The 25,596-nt window shown below is 41.6% G+C and carries 17 protein-coding genes; 12 read left to right on the forward strand and 5 right to left on the reverse strand.

The genetic code is table 11. The annotated features are described in order from the left end of the window. The first annotated feature begins 350 nt into the window (after positions 1–350). Positions 351–1,457 (forward strand): histidine kinase, encoded by a 1,107-nt coding sequence (locus ID165_RS05705; protein WP_192349412.1) that lies wholly within the window; start codon positions 351–353, stop codon positions 1,455–1,457. Further along, positions 1,426–2,139, forward strand: coding sequence for a LytTR family DNA-binding domain-containing protein (locus ID165_RS05710; RefSeq protein ID WP_192349413.1), 714 nt, complete (start codon positions 1,426–1,428; stop codon positions 2,137–2,139). Before ID165_RS05705 ends, ID165_RS05710 begins: the two co-directional genes overlap by 32 nt. Before the next feature lie 12 nt (positions 2,140–2,151). On the opposite strand, the gene ID165_RS05715 is transcribed toward ID165_RS05710, so the two are convergent. After that, positions 2,152–4,770: a thiopeptide-type bacteriocin biosynthesis protein gene (locus ID165_RS05715; RefSeq protein ID WP_192349414.1), complete on the reverse strand. Its 2,619-nt coding sequence runs from the start codon at positions 4,768–4,770 to the stop codon at positions 2,152–2,154. 1,493 nt (positions 4,771–6,263) lie between these two features. Here ID165_RS05715 and ID165_RS05720 point away from each other — a divergent pair. The 8 genes from ID165_RS05720 to ID165_RS05750 all read left to right on the forward strand — a co-directional run bounded on the left by ID165_RS05720 (position 6,264) and on the right by ID165_RS05750 (position 18,287). Continuing rightward, a complete protein-coding gene (locus tag ID165_RS05720) occupies positions 6,264–7,379 on the forward strand; it encodes a mechanosensitive ion channel family protein (RefSeq protein ID WP_192349415.1) in 1,116 nt (371 codons plus the stop codon). Positions 7,380–8,546: 1,167 nt separating this feature from the next. After that, a complete protein-coding gene (locus tag ID165_RS05725) occupies positions 8,547–9,290 on the forward strand; it encodes an RNA polymerase sigma factor (RefSeq protein WP_225586998.1) in 744 nt (247 codons plus the stop codon). Between the two features lie 91 nt (positions 9,291–9,381). Further along, on the forward strand, positions 9,382–10,386 hold the full coding sequence (locus ID165_RS05730) for a FecR family protein (protein WP_192349416.1): 1,005 nt from the start codon (positions 9,382–9,384) through the stop codon (positions 10,384–10,386). A 92-nt stretch (positions 10,387–10,478) separates the two neighbouring features. Then, positions 10,479–12,008, forward strand: coding sequence for a SusC/RagA family TonB-linked outer membrane protein (locus ID165_RS26630; RefSeq protein ID WP_225586999.1), 1,530 nt, complete (start codon positions 10,479–10,481; stop codon positions 12,006–12,008). A gap of 90 nt (positions 12,009–12,098) precedes the next feature. Next, positions 12,099–13,403 carry a hypothetical protein gene (locus ID165_RS26635; RefSeq protein WP_225587000.1) on the forward strand — a complete coding sequence of 435 codons (1,305 nt, stop codon included), beginning with the start codon at positions 12,099–12,101 and terminating at the stop codon, positions 13,401–13,403. 21 nt (positions 13,404–13,424) lie between these two features. Next, on the forward strand, positions 13,425–14,882 hold the full coding sequence (locus ID165_RS05740; protein ID WP_192349417.1) for a RagB/SusD family nutrient uptake outer membrane protein: 1,458 nt from the start codon (positions 13,425–13,427) through the stop codon (positions 14,880–14,882). Positions 14,883–15,014: 132 nt separating this feature from the next. Continuing rightward, positions 15,015–16,676 (forward strand): glycoside hydrolase family protein, encoded by a 1,662-nt coding sequence (locus ID165_RS05745; protein WP_225587001.1) that lies wholly within the window; start codon positions 15,015–15,017, stop codon positions 16,674–16,676. Between the two features lie 438 nt (positions 16,677–17,114). Further along, positions 17,115–18,287, forward strand: coding sequence for a glycosyltransferase family 2 protein (locus tag ID165_RS05750; protein WP_192349418.1), 1,173 nt, complete (start codon positions 17,115–17,117; stop codon positions 18,285–18,287). Positions 18,288–18,507: 220 nt separating this feature from the next. On the opposite strand, the gene ID165_RS05755 is transcribed toward ID165_RS05750, so the two are convergent. The 4 genes from ID165_RS05755 to ID165_RS05770 all read right to left on the reverse strand — a co-directional run bounded on the left by ID165_RS05755 (position 18,508) and on the right by ID165_RS05770 (position 22,752). Continuing rightward, entirely contained in the window at positions 18,508–19,842 is a 1,335-nt protein-coding gene (locus ID165_RS05755; RefSeq protein ID WP_192349419.1) for an oligosaccharide flippase family protein, read from the reverse strand. Beyond that, a complete protein-coding gene (locus tag ID165_RS05760; RefSeq protein ID WP_192349420.1) occupies positions 19,839–20,975 on the reverse strand; it encodes a glycosyltransferase family 1 protein in 1,137 nt (378 codons plus the stop codon). Before ID165_RS05760 ends, ID165_RS05755 begins: the two co-directional genes overlap by 4 nt. A gap of 169 nt (positions 20,976–21,144) precedes the next feature. Continuing rightward, positions 21,145–21,753 (reverse strand): DapH/DapD/GlmU-related protein, encoded by a 609-nt coding sequence (locus ID165_RS05765; RefSeq protein ID WP_225587002.1) that lies wholly within the window; start codon positions 21,751–21,753, stop codon positions 21,145–21,147. A 12-nt stretch (positions 21,754–21,765) separates the two neighbouring features. Continuing rightward, positions 21,766–22,752 carry a glycosyltransferase family 2 protein gene (locus tag ID165_RS05770; RefSeq protein WP_192349421.1) on the reverse strand — a complete coding sequence of 329 codons (987 nt, stop codon included), beginning with the start codon at positions 22,750–22,752 and terminating at the stop codon, positions 21,766–21,768. Positions 22,753–23,098: 346 nt separating this feature from the next. Here ID165_RS05770 and ID165_RS05775 point away from each other — a divergent pair, with 346 nt between their 5' ends. Further along, the gene (locus ID165_RS05775; RefSeq protein WP_192349422.1) at positions 23,099–24,331 is read left to right on the forward strand and encodes a glycosyltransferase; all 1,233 of its coding nucleotides are present in this window, start codon (positions 23,099–23,101) and stop codon (positions 24,329–24,331) included. A 6-nt stretch (positions 24,332–24,337) separates the two neighbouring features. Next, the gene (locus tag ID165_RS05780) at positions 24,338–25,591 is read left to right on the forward strand and encodes a glycosyltransferase (protein WP_192349423.1); all 1,254 of its coding nucleotides are present in this window, start codon (positions 24,338–24,340) and stop codon (positions 25,589–25,591) included. Positions 25,592–25,596: the final 5 nt, after the last annotated feature.

A 25,596-nucleotide genomic window follows, 5' to 3' on the forward strand; every position in this document is an offset into this window, starting at 1 on the left:
AAAATCACTCAGGGAAAAGAACAACTAAAAAGCAGGCACTAACTGATAGAGCCTGCTGATAAGGGGTTTCCCATCCGGGTTTGGCGGACCGGCATAAAGCATTTCGCCTGATAATAAATGAGTGTATGTAACAGGCCATTTAGGAGGTGAGCCTGTAACCATTCTTCATTAGGAAGGAGAGGGTCTGCTAAGCCCTCGTTAAGGTCGTGCGACACGGCCTGAATATACTTCCGGTAACTTTGATGTTATTTGTTTGAATGGATAAATCCGGGCGGTTTATCCCGGCATTGCCTACCTGTAGGTCAAGATGCCGTAATTCTTCTTCGTTGATCATAGTTAATTGATTTTTTATGAAATCTATAAGTAAGGTTTTTTCAATACAATTTTCAGGGACAAACAGTAGATTGGAGTGGTTATATAGCAAGCTGAAGTATCTATTTGACCATCCTATACTTATGATTGGCATTCTTTGGGGATGCTATTATGTGTTTGACTTAGGAAGCACCGATTTACTGCAGGAAGAGTCTATGGGGTTTACCTATGCAAATGCTAATATGGCAGCAGGTATACTAAGCTCATTCGTATTTTTCTATTGGTTTTTTCCCGGTTTGTTCTACCGGGGTGGTTTTATTAAGGCTATGCTATTGAGTATCCTGTCTCTGAGCTTGATATTAGTATCCAAGTATTATATTTTCCTTTATTATGACTTAATACAGGATTCTGTTAGCTATTTTCTATTAGAGGAAATGCTTCGTGGCGTCTACTTCATGGTGTTTACTTTTTCCATTTGGGTTTTCTATAAATTTTTCAAAAGTGAATTGGCCAAAGCCCGCATTGAAGTAGAACTGGAGAGCTTGGGTATCGCCCATAATTCACTTCAGTTAAGTCCCCATTTTATGATGAATCTAATAACAGATATAGCCGGAAGATCATCCAGGTATTCACACTCACTCTTTATTGATTTGACCGAGTTTTCAAGTATTCTGAAATATACCTATCAAGATATAGGAGAATTAAATGAACTGGCGACTGAACTCGATGTAATAAAATCCTACATCCATTGTCAGCAGATAAGATATTCAGATTTGAATGTGGAATTGGACATTGAGGACGCTGTTCTACTCAGAGCTGAAGAACTGTTCATGCCAAAAATGGTGCTGTTGAGCATTGTGGAAAATGTTTTTAAGCATGGCGAATTCCGTGTACCGGCCAACCCGGTATTGATTTCAGCCAAGTTTGACGAAGACCCAGGTGCTGACGGATTTTTTTTCAGGGTACATAATCACATCAGCCAACGACAAAAAACACCAAAGTCGGGGTTTGGCATGAAAACCATTGTGAAAATCCTGCATTACTATTTTCCGGAAGCCGTTGTTGAGGAACAGCTTACCGGCTCCGAATATTCACTTTTAATCTCAATTACCTATGGAACAACCAATAAAGATTGGACTCATTGATGATGAGGAAATGGCCCTGGAATATTTAAGGAAGATGATCCGTGCCATCCCGGGTTTTGAAGTGGCTTTTGCGGAGACAGATCCGTTCAAGGCATTTCATTTTACAGAAGAGGGAAAATGTGATCTTTTGATTACAGATATAGAAATGGAGTCATACCATGGTATGCTGCTTTCAAAAGACCTGGAATTATTGGATATCCCTGTTATAATCTGTTCTGCGTATAAGGAATATGCGCTAGAGGCATACGGAGCCAGTGTGTTGGATTATTTGATCAAGCCGGTTTCCCATCTGGAGCTCCGCAGATCACTTAGAAAGGCTACAAAAAGATTTGCCAACACCCGATTGCCTGAGGTGAAAATCGTAAGGAATTTTGTCCTGTTGAAGGAGGATGGCTCAGCAACCTTCAACAAGGTGTTTTTCGATGATATATTATATCTTGAGCAACTTAAAAATTATACCCAGTATGTCACCGCTTCTGCAAAGTACAAAGAGCGGGGTACCATGGCGTATGCCTTATCCAAACTGCCAAACAACCAATTTATTAGGGTTCATCAGTCATTTGTGGCAAATATAAATAAAATCGTAAAGGTGTTTCCTCAAGACATCCAGTTGGTTAACGGACACTATATTGCTAAAGGCAAGACCTATGCAGGCAGTGTTGATAGATATTTGGGGATTTAGGGCAGCACTTCTTTATCGTGGATCCGATACCATAGCTGCGGGGCAGTGACTATTCTTGAGAGTCTGCAATTTTTTGTGGATCAAGTAAATGACTTCCTGCTCTCTATCGATGGTGTCTACAGGAAAAGCACGGTTACAAAACATGTGTAAATGGTTGATCAAAAAAAACTCTTTGAGGGGATGCTTATGATAAAACGTATGTTTTTTGAATAGCTGCAGATAGTCTTCGTCTACCGCGTCGGCCATGCCCATAGGTAGGTTGCTTTGAAATTTATTCCGAATTTCTCTTTTGCGTTGTCGTGAGATACTTTTTATGATGGATTTGAAATAATCCTGTTGATCTTCAGGTTGGCTCACTTCAAATATTCCTGCCAGTAGATTTGCTATAAGCAGAACCTTATACGATTCATCAGCATTTAAAAAGGAAGGATTTTGTGAATTGGGGATGTCAAGAATAAACAGTGATTCAAAACAGAATATGGATTCAGAAATAGCCATACTGCTTTGACTATACTTATCATATTCCGGATAGTAGGGCGTAAGTAAAATCCCGGTGACCATTTTTTCGGCTAAAATCATCTGCTGGATTTTTCCAAAAATAGAAATTCCTTCATTGGGAACGAGCGGCAGAATCCTTAACCGGATTTCATGGGAGGACACATAATAATTCATAAAGTACCATTTTTTGATTTCGTAATTATCCAAAATTTCCTTCATGATGGAAGGGAGACTGGTTTTCAGAAATGGTATTACAGATACCTGAGGAAGAAATATCCTTATATAAATCCACTCATAATCCTGCTTTAAAATTCTGTTTAGGGGTAAAGGCTTTTTAAATTCGATCTCTTGATTGAACCAGGAATAAATAAATTCAGGATACATAGGGCTTCCCGAAGAAGTATGAAAGGGAGATTTGTTTTTCCAAAGGCATTCATATACATCACATTGACCAAGTCTTTTGATTTCCGCAGCCAAAATGGAAAGGTCGCGGGGATCGTCAAGGTTCAGTAATAATTCCCTGTCATGTTCACCGGCTACAATATTCTCCGGCAGACATTTAGCCTTCAATACCTTCCCCAGTGAGGCATGATCTGTAAATTCATTGGCCATTACACGCCATCGCTGAGCCTGAAGGGTAGTGTCTCCCCACATTAGTCGGGGTACGTACTTTCCATTCTGAAAGGCAGGATGATAATAGGGTAGAAATTTGAAACTTTCCTGATGTGCTATTTCCCATAATAGCCTGGTTACCGGGTGACTGATGTAGTAAGGGTTGAGAGGATGCTGGAGTACCGGGATTATTTCCTTTCCCAATCGTTCACTGTAGAGAAAAACCCGTTCATATTGAATACCTATCAAAAGTTCCTCCGCACCAATTCGGAAATTTTGGTCACCGGGTTCAAAGGCTGAAATGCTATAAGGCAATATAGTCCGGTGTTCTGAAATGATAGATGATTTAACTGATTCGAAAACATTCAAATCGGCATAGACAATCTCCTTATTTGTAAAAGATGGAAGGTGGCTGGCTTTTAGAAATTCAATTAGCTGTTCATCTTGGCTGAATCTTCCCGAATAAGCAAATGGTCTGTTGCAGGCAATGTTTTCTATCAATAGGTTGTCTTTATTTCCGACTCTATAAGCAATGCTAAGATGGTTCACCTCACTTATTTTTTGATGGGTAAACATCTCCCGCAAGTCCAATGTCGTATTGGGCACCCATAAGGAGCCCGCAAGTTTCTCAGTGGTAATTTTTGGTGAGTTGTTGCCCGTATATTCGGGAATAAAAACGGCTACGGTACCCAACTCACTTAAAGTAACTGACCTGTCATCAAATCGCTGGACAAACCATTTCTTGAATTGAGTTAAATAGGTGTTTTCTACAGGCGCAAATAACTTCCCCATTTCATCAGTCAGTTTGTCCAATTTACCGTGTACAGTAGCAGAAAGTGTAGGGGGATGGGTAAGCTTTAGATTAACAGCGGTTGTTGTGTTTCCAATGCTAGTACTTGGGTGCTGGTTAAGAGAAGATTGAAAAAAGTCTGACAGAACCAGAAGGCCTGAATTGATTAAATTATTCCATATAGTAAGAATTTTCTCATCGTTATTGCTTTCAATCAGGCCTTTAAAGTCCAGAAAGGTTATAAGGCGTTTTGACTTGAATAATGCCAACAGAAGTTCGGTTAATTTGGTCCTTTCGATATAGCTCAATGCCCATCCTTCCCCTTGAACAGAATAAGCCCAAAAGAAAAGATGATGCCCGGATAGTTCGTTCCCGTGAACAAGCTTATAGTGAGGTAAATTATCCGGAATTTGTTTAAGGGTATTATAGGGAGTAGGTATTCGTGTTGTATCAATTTTAACAAGTGGATCTGTTTTAGATCCCCATCTTCCGAGGCCTACCCCCGCCCAATATCCAAATGGTGTTGCTCTATACCTTCCCCGCAGTACATATTTGTAAACCTTTAGTTTGACTCTATCATCCAGCGATGAATAGGCCTTGTCCTTTATTTTGTTATACAGTGTAGTTGAAGATGCTGAAATTGCAAGTTTGAGCTGATCCCAATGATCCAAAATGTCTTGTTCATTGGATGGATCTAATTCTAACAAATGCATACGATATATGAAGTCCATTTTTTCTTTTTTTCTTCATATTATCAACTTCTGTTTTTTTGATCCAATAGTTGGGATAAACAACCGAATCCTGTATTAAAAAAGTGCCAAATAGAGGGTGTTTAATTTAGGTTATCAGTAATCCAGAACAATTAATTCCTTTTTTAACCCTGCCTCAAAAGCAGGTTGTTACGGTTCAGGAATTCCGTCCACCGATATCAGCGAATACCAGTACTAGCTTGTCCGGAGGAGGCGACGGCTATACTAATGTAGTGTTACCTACTGCAGTAAATCCCTGCCGAAAGTTCGGTAGGGGTTCTCCTCAGTCTTCTCCCGCCTTACTTTCGCCTATCTCCCTACGGAGCAGAAGAAAGCAGGTTGGGTGCAGCGGGGAATAAACCCAATGCGGGATTTACTGCGTTTTTGCCTTGTAGCGGGCTGTTTTTATGGAATTATCCATTCCAAATTATGGATTGATACAATAGGTACAACTTACCTTTCCATCTCCTGCACGAGATCTTATTTCCGGACGATGCTTCCGGGCAGGAGTCCATAGCCTTTGTTCTTTTTTAGCCCGGGGTTGAAATTGAGCATGTTGTGTAAAACTTCCGAAGTGAAGACATTTGGAATGCGGGATTCTCCGTCCGGTCATAGGCGGGTATCCCATTTCCTTCGTCATGGAACAGGTTAGGACCCTTAAGAAAAACTTATAATCATATGAAATCGAGCATGACGAAGAACGTCGCACACTGGGATGATTATAAGCCATACGAGATTCCATATGGCCATTGAAAATCAAATTATAAACAGATGAAACTCTGGGCCCCGCTGCGGGCAAATTACAAATCTTTCCTACCTACGTGATTGCTTCGTTTCTGCGGCACGCTCCGTGATGACACGTAGGGGCTCTACTGGTCCAAGCCAGGAGACTTGGACCTAAATCAATGCAGTCTTCAGACTACTGTCCCGAACTAGCTTAAGCTGTTTGTGGAGGTACGAACGGCGACGTGGATGGAGCCATGATTGTCAGGTTTTAGCCAAATACATGACCGGCACGTACGGCGGCAAGAAATTGTGAGGATACGGGCTGAAGCACAAGGATTTTTCATTTTAATGAATTTTTGTTTCCATCCTACTGTATTAGCTCTCGTTTCCCACCGGATCTGTAGGCAAGCAATGGCCTTGTTTGCTTATTCGACCCTGGGTTGAAACCCCGGACTATAACTATTTCACACCTACAGTGCTTTAACCGGTAAACAGAGGGGCTACCTACTCGCTTCCACTTATCCAAAGGTTTTTGAATTAAAAGTCAGCTTTGAAGGAACAAAAAACCTTCTAATACTCTTGTTAAAACGAATTGCGCAGCCAATTGAAAGCCATTTCCGGCAGACCGTTTATGAAATGTAGTTATTTCACAACTCGCTGCATTCCAGGTTAACAAACTACTTGACCTTTTGCGTTTTTTTCTGAATTCAATTTATAATAAGTACTAAACCACACAACTAACGAGTCTTATGGAAGATTTACTAACTACGGAATATTTCGGAAATACAGGAAAAGAATATTTGATAGTTCTTGGAGCGATTGCCTTAGCCCTAATGCTGGTCAGGATTTTTAAAAACGTAGTGTTAAAGCGTTTAGCAGATTTCGTGTCAAAATCAAAAACTACTATAGATGATTTTATAGTCGAGAGTATAGGGGTATATGTGGTTCCCATGGTCTATTTTACTGTTATGTATGCAGGGCTGAAGACCCTGGTTTGGCCTGAAAGGATCACTTCTATTTTGGAAGTGATATTTGTAGTCATTATTACCTACTATGCGATCAGGCTTGTCTCAGGCATTATCCTTATGCTGCTGCAGTCTTATATAAGAAGGCAGGAAGGAGGAGAGGAAAAGGTGAAGCAGATGGGGGGAGTTATCATGATTATCAATGGGGTCATATGGCTGGTCGGACTGATTTTCATGCTGAGCAATCTAGGCTATAATGTCAGCGCAATTATAGCCGGAATGGGAATAGGAGGGATTGCCATTGCATTGGCAGCCCAGAATATCATAGGTGACTTGTTCAATTACTTTGTAATCTTTTTTGACCGTCCATTTGAGGTCGGTGATTTTCTGGTGGTAGAGGATAAAAATGGAGTTGTGGATAAAATCGGTATCAAAACCACTAGAATCAAGACGCTTTCCGGTGAGCAGTTGGTTTTTGCCAACAGCGACCTGACCGGCTCCCGAATTCATAATTATAAAAAAATGCAGACCCGAAGGATTGTTTTTTCCGTCGGTGTGACTTATGAAACTCCCGTGGAACAGGTAAAAATGATCCCTGGACTACTGAAAGAGATTGTAGAGTCAGAAGAACGGGTCAACTTTGACAGGGCGCACTTTAAGGCTTTTGGGGACTCTAGTTTGGATTATGAGATTGTCTATATCATCAAGAGTGCCGACTTTAATACCTACATGGATATACAGCAGGATTTCAATTTTCAGATCTATCAGAAGTTTGGGGAGTTGGGAATATCCATTGCCTTTCCAACCCGTACCTTGTACCTGCGCAATGAAAATGGAATGAAACTCAAGCTCGACACGGATAGAAAACCTGAGGCAGTGCTTAGGGATAAAATAGAGTAGAATGTTTTGAAAAACGGGATTTTCCCTAATCAAGCTCGGACCGGGTAGTGCCTTGATCTACGTGGATGTTTGATTTCTGTCAAGGAATTTTAAGACCTGCGGAATTGCGGATGAATTATAAAATGCGAATTCCAAACCAAATTTCAACCTGTTGAGTTAATTCAACGGGTTGGGAATATATTTCTCAAGCTAGGTAGGCGCTTAAAAAAAGAAATTGACTTGTCGGTGAAACATTCCCACAATTTATAAAAGTCTTATTGCGTGTTAAAAGATTATAAAACTGTTTTATTGGTTTAGAACCGGAGAGTCTATACAGCGGCCTATAGTCAATACGTAAAGTAACTTTATATGGCTGGTTTCTTGGTTGTGATAAGGTATAGATTCTCCTAACCATGACTAGTTTAATACAACTTAAAAGCAATTGTTCCAAAGCAGTGGAGCAGTGTATAGCAGACTGCTATAACTTGATAGAATCAACTAAAGATTTAACTGAACTGACAAAATGTAAAGAGCTTGCCCAACTTTGTATTATAGCAGGTACAGAATGCCTGGATGCGTGCGAGTCTGCCAGATTAGATCGTGGGAAAATGATGCTGGCCTGCGCCGAAACTTGCAAGAGACTTCTGTCTGAGTGTGAAAAATATAAGTTGGAGGAGTGTAGAAGATGTGCAGTATCCTGTAAAACTTGCCTGCAGGAATTTGAATATGTGTTGGCTTAGGTGTGTCTGGAAAGACTCTGGTTAGTTTAGTAAGGAAGAGATGGATATTATAATATTTGAGAGTTGGGAACGCACAATCCGTACAGTGGTGTTAACTGTATTAGCCTATTTGGGATTTTTTTGCTTCGGGTATCAGGAAAAGAACCCTATCCAAAATGAATGCATTTGATTTGTGATGACCATCGCTGTGAGGGCTTGCCCTGCTCCATATCACTGAATGAAAATATCACGTTGGTTGGCGGGATTGTAGCTTTTCACTATTTTTTTACAAAAGCCTACGTATAGCAGGCATCCTCCTAAAATGACCTTCATTTCCAACAGATAATCCATGGCAGGAGACTATGGCCTTTTTTTCTTGATGGATCCGTGGCATGTGAAGAATCGGTTCAGAAGCCGGTTAAAGTAATTTTGCACGGCAGTGCCTATGGATAATCGGAAAAATAGTGATATGTTTAAAAACCTATTCACCGGTTGTTGTTTCCATACAATTGTCAATAAACCCAATAAATCAGGTTCGGAACCAGGCTTTGAAAAAGCCAAAATCCTGTTTTGGAGCTGCTTTAATGGGAAAAGTCCAAGAATCCATTTTATGGGTAGCCTTAGCAATCATAGTGACCAAGACTTGCTGATCAGATTAAAGAAGGGAGATGTTCCTGCTTTTGACGAGCTGTATTTTCGGTATGTCAAAAAATTAATGGCTTTTTCGCTTACTTTTTTCCCAAATAGGGAATTGGCTAAGGATGCTGTTCAGGAAATTTTCACCAGAATCTGGACCAAAAGGGCTGAGTTAGATGCTTCCAAAAGCTTTAAAACCTATCTGTTTCAGGCCGTCAAGTTTTACATGTATAACTACGCCAGAGACAGGCGGCCTGCATGTACATTGGAAGAGGCGCCTGAAAATGTCTATCTGAACGATAATAAGATAGAAAATGAGCTGGATTACCGAGATCTAGAATCAATAGCTTATTCCTATATCGAAAAGCTGCCGAAAGTTCAGCAGGAGGTCTTTAAGCTGAACAAGCTGCAAGGCCTTTCAGCATTGGAAATTGCCGGCCAGATGAACCTATCCCAACGAACGATAGAGCACCACATCTATTTGGCTTCGAAAACAATGAAAAAGGAAATGCAACCGTATATTTCTTATCCGATCTCACTTACCTTAGCGTTGATCCATCTCTCTTCTGTTCTGTAGAAAGGGGTTTTTTCAATTTTTTTTATTTTTTATTGAGTTTATATTAAGTATTCTTCCTGCTATATGTTTTCTATAGCAAATATCATTCGCTTTGGAAGAAAAGAAAATCATTAAATTTTTAAAAGGCACTGCTTCTCCTCAGGATGAATACGAGGTAAGAGAATGGCTGATGCTGCCCGGATCAAGAAAAGAGTTCGATGCACTGATTGAAAATTATTGGAAGAAGGCTTCTCCCAGTACAAGTGATGAGGTCGATTATGACAGAATGCTTAGGGATATTCACAAAAGAATGCGGGATCCCTCACAAGATATCAGGGCTGACAAGAGCGTTTTTATATATAAAAGCTTAAGGGTAGCAGCAAGTTTGTTTTTATTCATGTTTTGCTCCTATGTTTTATTTGAAAGCTTTAGTAACAGAAACACCCGCACATCAGACCAAGTTCAACGTACCATTACCACCAAGACCACAGGGCCCGGTGAAAAGCTGACGTTAGTGATGGCTGACAAAACCCGGATCATAGTCAATTCTGGATCTGAAATCAGCTTCTATTCGGATTATGGGGTAAGCGATAGAGTGATCAATATTAAGGGAGAAGCGTATTTTGATGTAGTCTCGGATTCTTCCAAACCATTTAAAGTGATCACGGAAGAGGTAACCACCACAGCCTTAGGTACAGAGTTCAACGTTTATTCCCGAAATAACGACTACAGGATAGCACTGGTGGAAGGAAAGGTAGCAGTGGATAAGGTGGGCAATCAAGTGGAACTCACTCCCGGCTTGATGGCTTTGTGGAGTCCCAAAGGAAAAGCAAGCGATGATTTTTCTGTTGGATCATTTGAGGCAGAAAGGGTGACAGCTTGGAAGGAAGGGAATTTGATTTTTGAGCGAAAGCCTTTTGGCGATGTGTTGCATGACCTTTCTGAGTGGTATTCAGTGGATATCAGAGTAGATGAAAGCATTGATGTCAATAAAAAAGTAATCGGGACATTCCAAAACAAAAACCTCAAAGACATTCTGACCGGTCTAAGCTTCTCTTTAGACTTCAGTTTTACCATTGACAATAATCGTGTTCATATAAAAAAAACAGCCCTATGATATAAAAGCATAAAAAGGGTAAAGTCTCCATCGCCAAATGAAATCCTTTACCCTAGAGTTTTAAAGCGTAAACCCTAAAACCAATTCAAATTATGAAAAGAAAATTACTGTGCCTAATTAAAATGGTATCGAAAAACCTCATGTATGGATTCATCGTGCAATGCATTTTTTTCACGGCAGCGATGGCCCACGATACAAATGCCCAAGTCAAGCCTGTTGACGAAGAGTTTGTCGTACTCCAAAAAGACAAGTGGGGAGTAGAGGATTTATTTAAAAACCTAGAAAGTAAAACAGCTTACAAATTTGTGTATCTGGAAGAAATTCTTCAAAACACTGCCCTAATACATGTCAAAAATAGAAAACAATCCGTAAAAGAGGTTCTCGTGGATATAGCCACGGTCGCCGGCTTGAAATTCAAACAAGTGGACAACTCGATTTTTGTCGGAGAAGTGTTGAGAAAAAATTCTTCCGAACCGGTAATTACCATCAGGGAACTGAACGAGGTCACCGGTACAGTCAGGGACGTTAATGGGGAGCCTATTCCCGGAGTGACAGTAATCGTATTGGGTACCACCACAGGTACTGTCACTGATATAGATGGTAAATTTTCACTGGAAGTGGCTGAAGGAGATGTACTTGAATTTTCATTCATTGGGTTTGAACGTCAAGCGGTAACTATTGCTAACCAGTCTGATATAGCTGTCACACTTTTGGAAGATGCCAGTTCCTTGGACGAGATCGTTGTGGTGGGCTATGGTACTCAAAAGAAGGTGAATGTCACCGGTGCGGTAGCTGAGGTGAGTGGGGATATGTTGATCAGTAGGCCGGTGACCAACGCTTCATCAATGCTTCAGGGGAGAATGCCCGGTGTTCGCGTAGTACAGAATTCAGGCCAGCCTGGTGATGAAGGGTTATCTATTCGTATTCGAGGACAGGGGACTTTCAGCGAGGCCGGTTCCAATCCTTTGGTGTTGATTGATGGGGTGGAGGGGAATTTGTCAGAAATTGATCCTAATAATATTGAAAATGTTTCAGTTCTGAAAGATGCTGCCTCAGCTTCCATTTATGGTTCACGGGCAGCGAATGGTGTAATCCTGGTGACTACCAAGAAAGGCAGTACAGGAGGATTGAAAATTAACTATTCCGGCAATATTGGGATATATACCCCATCCCGTATGCCGGAGTTTATTACGAATTCTGCTGAATACATGGAGCTTTGGAATGAGGCAAAAACCAACAGCGGGATCACGACGGGGCTTTATAGCCAAGAGCAAATTGATCTTTATAGAAATGCCACCGATCGTTTAAAATACCCAAATACAGATTGGTTGGATATCATGTTTAATCCGGCTACAACCCAAAATCACCATTTATCTTTTAACGGCGGAGAGAAGCTGACTACTTATAATATTTCTCTGGGATATGTAAATCAGGAAGGCGTAATGAAAGGGTTTAATTATAACCGCTATAACCTGCGGGTAAACTTAAGCTCAGGACTGAACGATAGAGTAAAATTCGGAGGCAACCTTTCTATGATTAGAGGGGAAAGGGAAAGCCCAAGACAGGGGGCTGAAGATACTTTTCTATCAACTCTTTCCCAAGCTCCTACCTACCGCCCATAGCTGCCTGATGGATCCGGAAGATATACTTTTAAATCTTTTGATTTTGAGTCAAATAATAAAACCCCCCTCGCCATTGTAGAGAATGGTGTATTGAGTAAGGTAATTGACCATACAATAAATGCGCAATTGTGGACAGAGTTTGAGCTTATAAAAGGATTAAAGTGGTATACCAAGGGAGCAGTAAGGGCTGAATTTGATTCCAATAAGGACTGGAGACCTACTGTGAAGCTATACAACTACCATACCGGCGATTTTATGACGGATTTGGATGTAGGGGGGCGGGGTCTGAATGTGTATAACTCCCAAACTTTCTACACCAATCTCTATTCCTACCTTGCGTATAAAAAAAGCTTCAGCCAAAAACACAACTTCAATTTTCAGGCTGGTTACAGTCAGGAAAGCAATCATTTCGAATTTTTAAACGGCTATCGGGAACGTTATTCTTCTACTGAATTATTGGAGTTGGATGCAGGAAGTCCGGCTGTTCAAAATGCCTCTGGCTCGTCTAACGATTGGGCAATTCAATCCGTGTTTGGGAGGATAGGATATAATTATGATGAAAGGTACCTCTTGGAAGTAAATATGAGGTACGACGGTACCAGTAGGCTTAGTCCGGATAACAGGTGGGGTGCTTTCCCTTCCGTATCAGCAGGTTTTTTTATTGATCGATTTAGGAATAAGCTGGTTGAATTTGGGGCAGAGGAAATTAGCGGTAATCAAATATTCAGAGAAGGTCTTCCATACGGTAGTTTTTACTTGTTGGAGCAAATAGGGATATTTCAGACTGCAGAAGAGGTCTCAAATTCGGCCAAGCAGTTTAATGATAATACCCTTCCAGGTGATCTGAAATTCAAAGATCAAAACAATGATGGGGTCATCAATGACGATGACCGGATTGTCATAGGAAATCCGTTCCCGAAATTCGAATATTCCTTTAATTTAAGTGCATCTTTTAAAGGATTTGACATAGCTGCTTTTGTTCAGGGTGTAAAGGCCAGGGATATTTATGTCAACAACTGGGGCACTATTCCTTTTGTGCAGGGTGCTCCTCCTACGGTGGATTGGAGGAATAGATGGACCGAAGAAAATCCTTCTACCACTATGCCGAGGATGTATTGGGGATGGAATGACTCTGGCAAATCTTCAAGAGCATCTTCTTATTACCTACAAGATGCCTCCTATCTAAGGGTAAAAAACTTGTCTGTTGGATATAGCTTCCCGAAAAGTTTTATCAGTAAGATTAACGTCAGTAAGCTTCGGGTTTATTTCTCAGGGGACAACCTCTTCACTTTTACAGATTACCCCGGCTTAGATCCCGAAAGAGCCGGCAACGGTAATTTTGTGAGCTATCCTCAGAATAAGATCTATGCATTTGGTCTCCAAGTGCAACTTTAATCCAACCCTAAATACCTTGAAATGAAAAATATACTATCATATATACTCGTTGGCTCCGTGATCGCACTTGGTTCTTGTAGCGATTTCATGGGTAAAAACCCCACTGATCAACTCTCATCAGAGCTTTTCTGGAAATCCAGAGCAGATTTTGATAATGCTCTCACGGCTATTTACGGTGCCATGCAGAGTGAATACTATGCTGCCGGAGCACCTAACTGGGATGCTGTGACAGATAACGGCTATGGCCAACATAACTATTATGGCAGCAATGGTATAGTTCAGGGAAATATATTTCCATCTTCCGGTGGGTATATTTCTGATATCTACATATCTTCTTACCAGGCCATCGCAAGAATCAATATTTTTCTTGAAAATCTGGAAGAATATGAGGGGAGCGATATGACGGGGTCAAATAAAGAGCAGTTGGCTGCCGAGGCGAAATTTATCCGTGGATTTTTCTATTTCCAATTATACCAGGCCTACGGAGCTGTACCTGTAGTGACCGTTCCTTTAGATTTTGAGACCCAGTTTCAGGCTAAATCACCTAAGAGTGAGGTTTTTGCTCAGTTAGTTGCCGATTTGGAGACTGCAATAGCTTCGCTTCCAGACACTCCCTATTATAGTGGAGGTGGGCATGCCGTGAAGACCTCTGCCCAGGCACTATTATTAAGGGCATATATGTTTGATGCCTTCGACAGTAAAAACACCCCCAATGTTGAAATTATGTCTAAGGCTAACATACTTTCGGATGAGCTGGTTAATAGTAATTATAAGCTCGCGGAAGACTTTACAAGTGTTTTTAGGGCCGGAAGCCAGGAAGGGAATGAGGAAATTATCTTCTCTATCAAATTTCTGGCTCCCAACAATTCTACCGCTATGGATCAATGGTATGGGGATTGGGTAGTAGTGAGCCCCCTGCAAAGCTTTGTGGATGAATTTGAAGAAGGTGATCAGCGGCTCAGCCAGAGTATTTATACCGATTATGTAGATTGGGGAGATGGCAATATCCATTCACCTTCTAATAACAGACCTACCGGCTATGGTGTGAAAAAATTTCTTACCCCAGACTTAATTCCTTATGGCTACGCCACAAGAAGTGAGCAAGATTGGGTTTTGTTACGGTATGCAGATGTATTATTGATGCATGCTGAAATTGAAAATGAACTTTACGGGCCGTCTGAAGAGGTGTATTCAGCAGTCAATGCAATTAGAAATAGGTCTGGGTTGGATAATTTGCCGTCGGGATTGTCAAAAGAACAGATGCGTGATATCATCAGGCATGAAAGAAGAATTGAGATTGCATTCGAAGGGCTTCGGTACTACGACTTGAAACGATGGAAAATTGCAGGTGAAATCCTCAACAATGTTGAAGATGGTGTCATTCCTTTTAATTTTGAAGATAAATTCTACGAATGGCCATTGCCTCAGTCAGAAATTGATAAGAGTAACGGAGTTTTAATTCAGAATGAAAACTATTGATTTTACGTGTATTCAACTAATGAACTACTTCATTATTTGAATGGCCATAATTAGAAAAGCCGGGGGATGGAAGGTGTTCCGTTCTTCAGCTTTTCCTTCACTATACCTTATGAAAATTATTTATAATAACTAATGCTTAATCATCAAATATGTTTGTTTAAAATCGGACTAGCCGTTCTTTCTGGCTTTTTTTGTTCAGGGACTATCCTTGGTCAGGTAGAAGAAAGACAACGGCCTGAGGAATGGAAAAATCTGGTTAAGGGGGGAAAGTTTATCGATTTGTTCCGGCCGATTCCTCCTATTGGTCAACTTACCTCCAATACATGGGGAAAAGCGGATGTGGTTCCTAGGTACATCGATAATGGAATTGAGGACAATGAATGGTCTTACTGGGGTGGTAATATCCTGAAAGGGGAGGATGGTAAATTTCATATGTATGTATGCAGGTGGAGGGAGGATTCTCCAAAAGGGCATCATGAATGGCCAAATTCTATTGTGGTGCATGCTGAGTCTGATTCACCAATGGGACCCTTTACGGTGGTAGATGAAATAGGAAAAGGACATAATCCTGAAATTTATAAAACAGACGCCGGAGATTACGTCCTCTATGTAATTGACGGCAGGTATACATCCCAAAGTCTATCCGGACCTTGGGAATACAGCAACTACGAGTTTGATCAAAGGGACAGGCCTATAATTGAAGGGTTGTCAAATCTGACTTTTGCTAAGAGGGAAGACGGTTCCTTCCTAATGGTGTGCAGGGGAGGAGGAGTCTGGTTTAGTAAAGATGGCCTAAGCACTTTTTATCAAGTTACGGACAAAAGAGTATACCCACCGGTTGACGGAAGATTTGAAGATCCTGTTGTCTGGAGAGACGCTATTCAATATCATTTAATAGTGAATGATTGGCTGGGCAGAATTGCATTTTATTTACGGTCAAAGGATGGGGTACACTGGAAAACTGATCCCGGAGAGGCTTATATGCCGGGTATCACCAGTTATGAAGATGGGACAGCCGAGGATTGGTTTAAATATGAACGAATTAAAATATTTCAGGATGAGTTGGGAAGAGCCACACAAGCTAATTTTGCGGTTATTGACACCCTCAAGAATGAAGACAAACCCAACGATTCTCACAGTTCCAAAAATATCGGTATACCATTGGCAGCAGGGCTTCAGCTGGAATTGATCAATAAGAAGCCAATTACACCCCAGACCAACAGCATCAAGCTTTTGATAAAAGCTGAAGAGGGATTTAAGCCACTTGAACACTTGGATTTGAATAGCCTTTATTTTGGAGCGCCGGAAGAAGTTAATTTTGGGAAAGGTGCTAAAATGACAGCATTTAAGGCTAAGGGAGATGATCTTCAAATTACATTCGAGGGGCTAGGAAATGGGTTTAAGGAAGAGGATTTTGTAGGTAAACTGATTGGAAAGAATATAGGCGGGCAACTGGTTTTCGGTTATGCGAGATTGCCATGGGTGGATTATAATCCAGCGATTCTATCTACGGGAAAACCAGTGGTCGGACAAAACACTATTACTGTTCCGATAGAAAACTTTGGACAGGTAAAATCCAAGCCTTCTGAAATCAAAGTATGGGTAGTAAATGGTGAAGATTCTATTTTGCTTGCCAAGGGGAAATCCAAAAGCTTAGAGCCATTTGACCTGCACCATATCAAATTGGATAATTTGATCCCTTTGCAAAAGGGAGAGTCAATTGATCTTAGGATATCCGTTTCTTCAAAAAATGCCCAAGAAGAGGTATTTCAAATCTCCGCTGTTATAGATTGATTATTTATGGTCGGGAGGGGTTTACGCTTTCTTGTTCTTGAAGAAATTACCCCAGCCTGTTGGGACGTGATGGTACAATAATTATAATACAATGGCAATTCCGGTTCTATTTGTTTCAAAATCAGCTACTACGTTTCTGTTTTTGTCTTCACCATAACTATCCGCCGTTGCGGATTGAGTCTACAGACAGGCTGATTTTCTACTGAAGTATAGCCTGTCCCGATTTTTTTTCGGGACAGGCTATAGCGAACCCTAATTCATAATCCGGTGTACGTAGCTGCAATTAAAATCTTTAACTTCATTCATGAAAAGTGATAAAATAAAACTACTATTGTCAAGTGTAGGTTATTTTTAAATTTCTACTGAAAAAGGCGAAGGTGGAGATAGGTAAGGCAGCTGCTTAACCAAGCGCGATACCGGAGCCGAATTTGTACTGTCATGGAGGTGATTTTTGTACTGTGTTCTGTGGTGATTTTATATACCTACTTGGGATATGGTTTTGTTATTTTTATTTTAGTCAAATTGAGGCGGTCGGACAGGCCTTCCGAAGGACATTCTTATTTTCCGACGGTATCATTAATCATTCCTTTTCACAATGAACGGTTGGGGCTAAGGTCAAAAATAGAAAATACGCTTAATCTTGACTATCCGCCGGATAAGTTAGAAATCATTTTCGTAAGTGATGGCTCGGATGACGGTTCTGAACGTATCCCCTTGGAGTACTCTTCAATAAAGGCGGTTTTTATTCCCAGGAGGGGAGGGAAAATTGCCGCAATGAAAAAAGCAGCGGCTATGGCTTCCGGAGAAATACTTGTTTTCTCAGATGCCAACACCTCTCTCAATATAGAAGCGATTCAGGAGCTTACCATTCCCTACCGGGATTTGAGAGTAGGAGGGGTAACCGGCGAAAAGCGGATTATCACCTTGCAATCAGATGGAGCCAGCAGTAAAGGGGAAGGCATTTATTGGAAGTATGAGTCGTTTCTCAAGAAATACGACAGTTATTATTATACCCTGGTCGGAGGTGACGGAGGCCTGATGAGTTTTAGGAGAGTCCTTCTCGATGACATTCCCGACGATACCATTCTGGATGATTTTATGCTGACCATGAGAATGGCTGAAAAGGGATATTTGGTCAAGTATACCCCGCTCGCCAAAGCGCTGGAGTTCAGCAGCTCTTCTGTGAATGAGGAAATGAAACGGAAAATCAGGATTGCCGCAGGCGGATGGCAAAGTATAGTCCGGCTTCGCCGGGCGATTAACCCCTTTCATGATTTGACTCTTAGTTTCCAATATGTGAGCCATAGAGTGTTGAGATGGGCGGTGGTGCCGTTTCTTTTACCGCTGGTGTTTCTCCTGAACCATGTACTGGTCTTTGCTTCCCACCACCAGGTTTGGGTATTTCTTCTGATGATTCAATATTGCTTTTATGGACTGGCTTTGCTTGGCTATTTAATGAGAAATAGACCGGTGAAAGTACCGGGTTTTTTTGTGCCCTATTATTTTTTTGTAATGAACTACTGTGCTGTCTTGGGTTTTTTCCGATGGTTCAGGGGGAGGCAGGCAGTAACCTGGCAAAGGGCTGAACGGGCAAATGAGAAAGGCCTCTAGTCCCTCTTTTGAGCGGTATCTTTATTGTAAGGAATAGCACGGAAATCGCCTTTAACAATCCTAATGGGAGGACAAACCCTTGAAGGGTTTTGGGGTAAAAGCGATTTCCCTGTAAGGAATAGGTCTGATTTGGGTATATCAAGCTTTCTGATTCTGCGCCCTCAAAGGGGGGCTGTAGAATAAAAGCGATTTTTCGGGCAGCTTGAGGCGAAGTGCGCCTTTATAGTGGTTTCCGCTTTATTTTTGACCAGCCCAGCCTGATGGCTAGAGGATAGTTGCGTAAAGCCTGTTTTAGAATATTGAGGTAATTGATTTTCAGGAATCTGTTTAGTATAAAACTTTTGATTACCGCCGTAATAGTCAGGGACAGCATTATTCCATATGCTCCTCCCATAAGTCCATATCTTGATATAAAAAACCAGGAGAACAACGCACCGGATAGCATGGTGGTGAAGACAAGCACCATATTGTAAGATGGCTTTCCGATGGCATCCAAAAACACACCGGATTGTCTGTCCAGCGGTCGTACCAGAGCTAGAAGTGAAATAACCTGAAGGTAGGGCACCGTCGCCAGGTAGTCCTTTCCGACTATAAATAGGATTATTGTTTTACTGAAAAGTAAAATGGCAATCAGGTACAGGAAACTGAAACTTAGCATTGCCCCAAGAGTCAGTTCGTAGGTTTTGGACACCTCAGCGTGTTGTTTTCTTTCGTGGGCATCAGAGGCTTTGGGAAAGGAAATGGAGGCAATCGAATTGATGGGTATGTCCAGAAGATTGGTCACCCTGCCTGCACTGTTGGCCATAGCCACTTCTATGGGGGTAAGCAATGCGCCTAGCAAAAATTTATCCATACTGGATGAGATGACAGAGAGAAGATTTGTGCCGAATACGTAAATACCGAAATGGAAAAGCTTGGAAAACCAATAGCTGTTCCATCCCCAGACAAAGTTGAGGTACTTCCGAACCTGAATGTGGGAGGATAGTAGCGCAATTATATAGCAAAAGTTATAAATCCAACCCAGCTGTATAAGATCAAGGTCTATATTACTTATATAGAAGAAGGAAATACAAATAAAAAAAGGGACGGTTTTGCTTATTCCCGCAAAAAAATAGGATCGGAAGTTAAACTTTGCCTGCATCAGGATCAGGTTGTGCGTATGGAAGATCAAAAAAGGAGTGAAATAAACATGTATCCTAAGCAACTTAGATAGTCCCGGTGCGCCAAAAACCGATTCAGCATACGGAGCAAGGGCATAGGTGGAGAGCATTAAGATTAGTGTGAGAATGATATTTTGTTGGAGGGAACTCATCTGTATTTCACCATCCTGATTTGTATCGGATACCAGAAATTTGATCAGCCCATTTTGCAGATAGCCGTTGCGCGACAGTTCAATAATAGTGACTATCGTGATAAAAAGAACCCATATCCCAAATGATTCCGGGGAGTAGATTCTTACCAAAATCATAAATCCCAAGAAACCGACCAAAAAATCAATTGCCTTGTGCATCATAGTGAAAAAGCCACTAGTCAACCAATAGTTTTTGGGTGTCATGGTTTTTTGCGCTTAATGGACATATAGGTATCAAGGACAGAAGCGGCTCCCTTCTTAAAGCTAAATTGGGAGGATCTTTCTATTCCCTTTTCGATTAGGTCTTGACGCAGGGATTTATCTGTAGCCATGCGTAAAATGGCTTCGCTGATGGAAGCAGTTTTTTTTGGATTGATCAGAAGTGCCGCTTTCCCTGCCACGCTTGGCATGGAAGAGGTGTTGGATGTGATCACGGGACACTTGCAGGCCATTGCTTCCAGAATGGGTAGCCCAAAGCTTTCTCTTAATGAAGGATAGATAAATGCTTTCGCACCGCTGTAGAAAAAAGGGAGTTCCTCGTTGGCAATATATCCGGGGAGATGTATTCTGTCCAATAGTACCAAGGCATCGATACCGGAAAGTAAGTTCTCCAGTTCTTTCCTGCCAAAATCAGGAATTACAATTCCGAAAGAAAGTTTGTTGGCCTTTTCGAGAACAAGAAGGGACTGAAGCAGCCCCACCATGTTTTTTTTTGGATCTGTATTTCCTAAAAAGAGCATGTATGAATCAGGAAGTCCGTATTTTCTTTTTATCCCCTCTACCGCTTCAGCTGATTGTGGTTTAAAATGAACTGCCACTCCGTTGTTGATTACCTTGACTTTTCCCAGCGGGAAATTGAAATGCTTTTCGATTACTTCCTTTTCATAAGGAGACACAGTATAAATGGTGTGGCAACGGTTTACTATACGGGGAACAACCCATCTTCTGTATAGATTGCCAAATCGCTGATACAAGGTGCCCAGCTTCAGCTGAAATTGCTCCAGATAGATGATGTCATGCAAAGTCAGGACTAAGGGGATTTTAAGAGCCAGCGGTGCGGTATTGCTTGTGCAGTGTAATAGGTCAAGCTTATATTTTCGTACGGCTTTAGGGAGAAAATATTGCTCCCAGATAGGGTAGGGGGATTTTCGAAGAGGAATGATTTTGAAATTCTTCGTTTCGGTGATTGTCTGTGTGTCTTCATCCGGATTCACAAAAATGAAATACTGGTTTGTATGGTCTATACGCTGAAGATTTTTGATCAGCTGTACGGCTACTAAATCCATCCCGTGTTTATTCGTCCGGAAGATCCGCTGGGCTTCTATACCGATTTTCATGATTTTCTGGTTACTGTCTGCTGTAATTTTAAAGTGATTGACCAATTGACATATTAGCCAAAACCTGTCAGGTTTACACCATCAATTTTTGATGAATATGTTGGTTTTTGTGGTTTATGCCAGCAAAACCTGACAGGTTTACTCGGTACTTATTGCCCTTAGCATAACACTAGTTGAGGTTTCTGATTACTTTGGCAGGAACACCGCCTACCAATGTATGGGGAGGGACATCCCGCGTTACCACAGCTCCCGCGGCTACTACTGCTCCTTTCCCGATTCGCACGCCTTTCATTATCATGCAGTTCATAGTGATCCATACATGGTCTTCTATTACAATTGGTTTGCGTAAGATCCCGGTGCCGGCAGCATCCACTGGGTGAAAGTCATCGTCAATGATGATAGAATAAGGGCCGATGTTCACATGCTTTCCGATTATGACGGATTCACTTACAGATAGGTGGGCACCGTTTATGAACGAATTGCTTCCGATCTCTAGACAGGCATTCCGTTTGACAAAGATTTTGGAGCGCTGAAATACTGACCATAGTTTCACATGATCCCCAAAAATGATCCTGCCCTTGTTTTGTACCTGAGGTCTTCCTTTTACCATCAGCATCTTCCCCATCACGGAATTTCGGGAAAAGTACCAGCGAGCCATTAGAAGCTGTCTGACACCGGAAATAGAATAACCTATCATATTGCCCAATCCTGAAGGTTCTCCTTCTTGTTCAAGCTGACTTTGCTTGGTCTTTAATTTAGCATAGATTGTTTTAAGCATATTCGATAGCTTTTAGAATTTATGCATGGTAGAGTTACGTTGTCCCACTATCCTATATGTCCCTGGATTACCTTCCTGTAATACGGGGTGGTCATGTACAGAAGGATTTTGAATATTCCAAATGCATGCAGCCAATAAGGCTTTTGCAAGTCTCCATTTACCTTGTATCAGGTAAGCAACCAGGTTTTTGGGTAAAGCGACCAGTCCAAAAAAAAGTAAACTTGCCACCCTATTCAGACCCGTCCTGTTTCTTCGTGTGAAAATCAATCTTCCCCTGTTGATATAATAAACCTTCATAGGACTGAATATTCCCACAGTCATGGATTCCTTGTGATACACCGTAGAGCTACCCACATAATATATGCTATAGCCGGCACGCTTAATCATCTCGGTCCAATCATGCTCTTCATAATAGAGAAAATAAATATCAGGAATTAATCCGACTCTTTTCACTACCTCAAATGGAACCATCATAGCCGCGCCGTGGACTAGCTGGGTTTCCGTAATCTGATCGCATTGGCCGATATCTTCTTCTTCGCCGCCATGCACTTTTCCCCGTACAGTGAGGGAGCTAACACCGTCAGAGCCTCCCCATTGAATGGTGTTTTGATTGGGACTATGATAATATTTTATCTTTGGAGAAGCTGAACCTATGTTTGGGTTTTGCTCAAAGATGGTAACCAGAGGTTCCAAAAACCCAGGTGTCACCTCGGTGTCATTGTTTAGAAACATGAGATACTTTCCTTTTGCTACACTGATTCCAAGGTTATTTCCTCCGGCAAAACCCAGATTTTCCTTACTCCTGACCAGTTTGACCCAAGGAAACCGTTTTTGAAGTCCCTGAAAATCCCATTTGTCGGATCCGTTGTCCACTACTATGGTTTCCGTATTGTAGTAGCTAATCTTTTCCAAAGAATGCAGAAGTTCTTCTGTAAGTTTGCTTTGATTAAAATTAACGGTGATTATGGAAACAAGCGGAAGGGTAAGTAGTGATGGCACAGGCTAAAATATAGTTCCTGACTGAAAAGTATAAAAATAAATATGATTATCCGCTTTTCTACCACTAAAGCATTTGTCGGTAAAGTTTATCATATGCCATTTTGGCCGGCATCGCAATGGCGGGCCATTCCTTCCTACCGGCCATTTCGGACAATCCTAAAAAAAACACTTTTTTCAGGTTATCGTTGCGGGTTTAAGGGTAAATTTGTTTAGTATGTGCATTTCTTAGTCATCTGTTAGGATTAGGCATAAATTAACTTAAACTTCCCTTTCGGAATGTACAAGCTTACCCTTTCGACAATTTTAGCTTTTTATTTATGAATTATAGTGCAGAAATCTTAAGATCATGGTTCTAATTGATTTTGTGCTTTTAGCTGTTTCTATGTTGCTTTTGTTTTATGCTTCTTTTGTTTCCATTTCTATTTTGGTTGTGGCTTTGCAAACGGCGCGCGCTACAGGGGAACTACCTGCCGGTAATCAAGAGGTAGACATAGCCTGTGTGATAACCGCTTATAAGGATGTTGAAATTGCCCTTCCCTTGATAGCGTCGATTTTAGCCCAGAGCCATGCAGATTTTCATATTTACCTGATTGCAGACCGTTGCCTTCCACATCCTGATTTGCCTGTCGATGGTAGGTTGACCGTGCATTATCCTGAGACAGCTCTCAATTCCAAGCTTGCTTCATTAAAAAGAGGACTAGATCTGCGGGTAAGGCCCCATGATGCGGTTTTGGTATTGGATCCGGACAACTTGCTGCATCCGGATTGTCTGCGCTACCTGGCAATATCTTTTGGCGAAGGAAATAAGGCAGTTCAGGGAAGGCGTACGGCGAAGAATTTAGACACTACTCTGGCATGTTTGGATGCGCTTGGTGAAATCTACTATAATTTCATCCATAAGGAACTCCCGTATTTATTGGGTTCTTCTGCTGTCATAGCGGGCTCGGGGATGCTTATAGAGATGGACATATTCGAACAGTATTTAGCTGATTTTGATTTGAACAACCCATCAATCATATTGGCTGAGGACAAGATTTTGCAAAATAAGTTAGTGGGTAGAGGATATAAAATAGCCTATCAGAAATCGGCCCTGATTTTTGATGAAAAATCAAGCCATGGAGATCAGGTACAGAAGCAGCGGACGCGTTGGCTCAAGTCTTACTTTGATCATCTCAAGGATGTCTGGTCCCTGCTGTGGGCCAAACTGGCTAAGTTGGAATGGAATGGTATTTATTTTGCCCTCATGACCTCTACTCCGCCGCTGATTTTTTTGGCCGGGGGGTTAGTGCTTACACTGAGTTATGGTTTGTTGACAAACCCCCTTGTTTTGCTTATTTCACTGGTCGTGGTATGTTTGACCGCTACTAATTGGGTGATGGCATTGGTTTGCTCCCATACACCGCTGCTAATTTGGAAAGCATTGCCTTTTGTTCCTGTATTTGCGGGGATTCAGGTGCTTTCACTCTTCGGGTTTAAGGCCGTTAAGTCAGACTTCGGAGTCACCAAACATGATAAATTACTTACGTTTGACCAAGTGTGGCAAGAAAGAAAAAACGACTTCCCCGATCTAAAAAAATAAGTCTTTATGAAAGTGCCTCTTGGACCTGACGACGTAAGAAAACTGCCGATAGTGATCATTTCGATGTCCAGATGGGATTCGCCGATATCCTCTGCATCCTGGTCTTTAGCCAAGGAATTTGGCAAGCATAACCGCGTTTATTATGTAGATTATCCATACACTTTCTCAGAATGGTTTAGGGGACGCAAACTTCCTGCTATACAAATGCGCCGGCGGGCATTGCTCAGGGGGAATTCACAGGTAAGAACAATTTATGAGTACACTGATGGGATTGTAAAGGCTATTACCCCTACTTTGGTGTTCCCTGTAAACTGGCTTAGGAAGGGCTGGGGATACAATTTGCTGTCGGATATCAATGACCGCATACTTGCCAAGGCTATCCGAAAGACCCTTGGGGAAGAGAATGTAGGCCAGTACCTTTTTCTCAACTCGTTCAATCCGACGTATTTGGCAAACTATAAAAAGTATCTGAATCCAATACTTGCTATTTACCAATCCAGAGATGCCATCGGAGCTATTAATGCATATACGCGTAAACACGGGGCTTACAGGGAGATTCAGGCGATCAGGAGCTACGATATGGCGATAGCGACTTCCCAGAACCTCAGCAAGGATCTGACACAATCCAGCGGGAAGACTGTGAGTATTTTTCCAAATGGCGGCGACACGGAACTGTTTAAATCAACATGGCAGACTGCAGGAGAGATTCCCGATGAGCTGGCGCATATTCGTACGCCTATCATTGGGTACACGGGCAATATATGTCAGCGAATAGATTATGTGCTGCTTAAAAAAATAGCTGAGGCGCATCCTGACAAAACCCTAGTGCTGGTGGGACCGAGGGAGGATAAGATTTATACGGATATAAATCTGGACCGAATCCCAAATCTACTATTCACAGGGCCCAGAAAGCTGGAAGAGTTGCCGCGCTATCTTCGGTATTTCGACTGTGCTATCATTCCGTTTTTGATCAATGAGTTTACCAGAAGTATCTATCCTCTGAAAATAAATGAGTACCTAGCTGCCGGAAGAGCTGTAGTGACGACGGATTTTTCACCCGATATCATTGATTTCAGCGAACATATTTATCTTGCTACCGACCACAGGAAATTTCTGAAATTGATTGACCGGGCTATAGAATCCAACAGTAGCTCTGTGTGTCGGGAGAGGTATGATGTAGCCAAGTCTAATTCTTGGGAAAACCGGGTACGTGATTTTTGGGGAATGGCATCGAAGTGCTATGCAGCATTAAAACTATAGCAGCA

It is taken from the genome of Algoriphagus sp. Y33, assembly GCF_014838715.1.
In the GTDB taxonomy this organism is placed as follows: domain Bacteria; phylum Bacteroidota; class Bacteroidia; order Cytophagales; family Cyclobacteriaceae; genus Algoriphagus.

What these genes read in the sequence shown, in the direction of transcription:
- ID165_RS05705 (WP_192349412.1), top strand. Translation starts at nt 351, where the DNA reads ATGAAATCTATAAGTAAGGTTTTTTCAATACAATTTTCAGGGACAAAC.
- ID165_RS05725 (WP_225586998.1), top strand. Translation starts at nt 8,547, where the DNA reads ATGTTTAAAAACCTATTCACCGGTTGTTGTTTCCATACAATTGTCAAT.
- ID165_RS05750 (WP_192349418.1), top strand. Translation starts at nt 17,115, where the DNA reads ATGGAGGTGATTTTTGTACTGTGTTCTGTGGTGATTTTATATACCTAC.
- ID165_RS05745 (WP_225587001.1), top strand. Translation starts at nt 15,015, where the DNA reads ATGCTTAATCATCAAATATGTTTGTTTAAAATCGGACTAGCCGTTCTT.
- ID165_RS05740 (WP_192349417.1), top strand. Translation starts at nt 13,425, where the DNA reads ATGAAAAATATACTATCATATATACTCGTTGGCTCCGTGATCGCACTT.
- ID165_RS05780 (WP_192349423.1), top strand. Translation starts at nt 24,338, where the DNA reads ATGAAAGTGCCTCTTGGACCTGACGACGTAAGAAAACTGCCGATAGTG.
- ID165_RS05755 (WP_192349419.1), bottom strand. Translation starts at nt 19,842, where the DNA reads ATGACACCCAAAAACTATTGGTTGACTAGTGGCTTTTTCACTATGATG.
- ID165_RS05775 (WP_192349422.1), top strand. Translation starts at nt 23,099, where the DNA reads ATGGTTCTAATTGATTTTGTGCTTTTAGCTGTTTCTATGTTGCTTTTG.
- ID165_RS05710 (WP_192349413.1), top strand. Translation starts at nt 1,426, where the DNA reads ATGGAACAACCAATAAAGATTGGACTCATTGATGATGAGGAAATGGCC.
- ID165_RS05765 (WP_225587002.1), bottom strand. Translation starts at nt 21,753, where the DNA reads ATGCTTAAAACAATCTATGCTAAATTAAAGACCAAGCAAAGTCAGCTT.
- ID165_RS05760 (WP_192349420.1), bottom strand. Translation starts at nt 20,975, where the DNA reads ATGAAAATCGGTATAGAAGCCCAGCGGATCTTCCGGACGAATAAACAC.
- ID165_RS05720 (WP_192349415.1), top strand. Translation starts at nt 6,264, where the DNA reads ATGGAAGATTTACTAACTACGGAATATTTCGGAAATACAGGAAAAGAA.
- ID165_RS26630 (WP_225586999.1), top strand. Translation starts at nt 10,479, where the DNA reads ATGAAAAGAAAATTACTGTGCCTAATTAAAATGGTATCGAAAAACCTC.
- ID165_RS05715 (WP_192349414.1), bottom strand. Translation starts at nt 4,770, where the DNA reads ATGGACTTCATATATCGTATGCATTTGTTAGAATTAGATCCATCCAAT.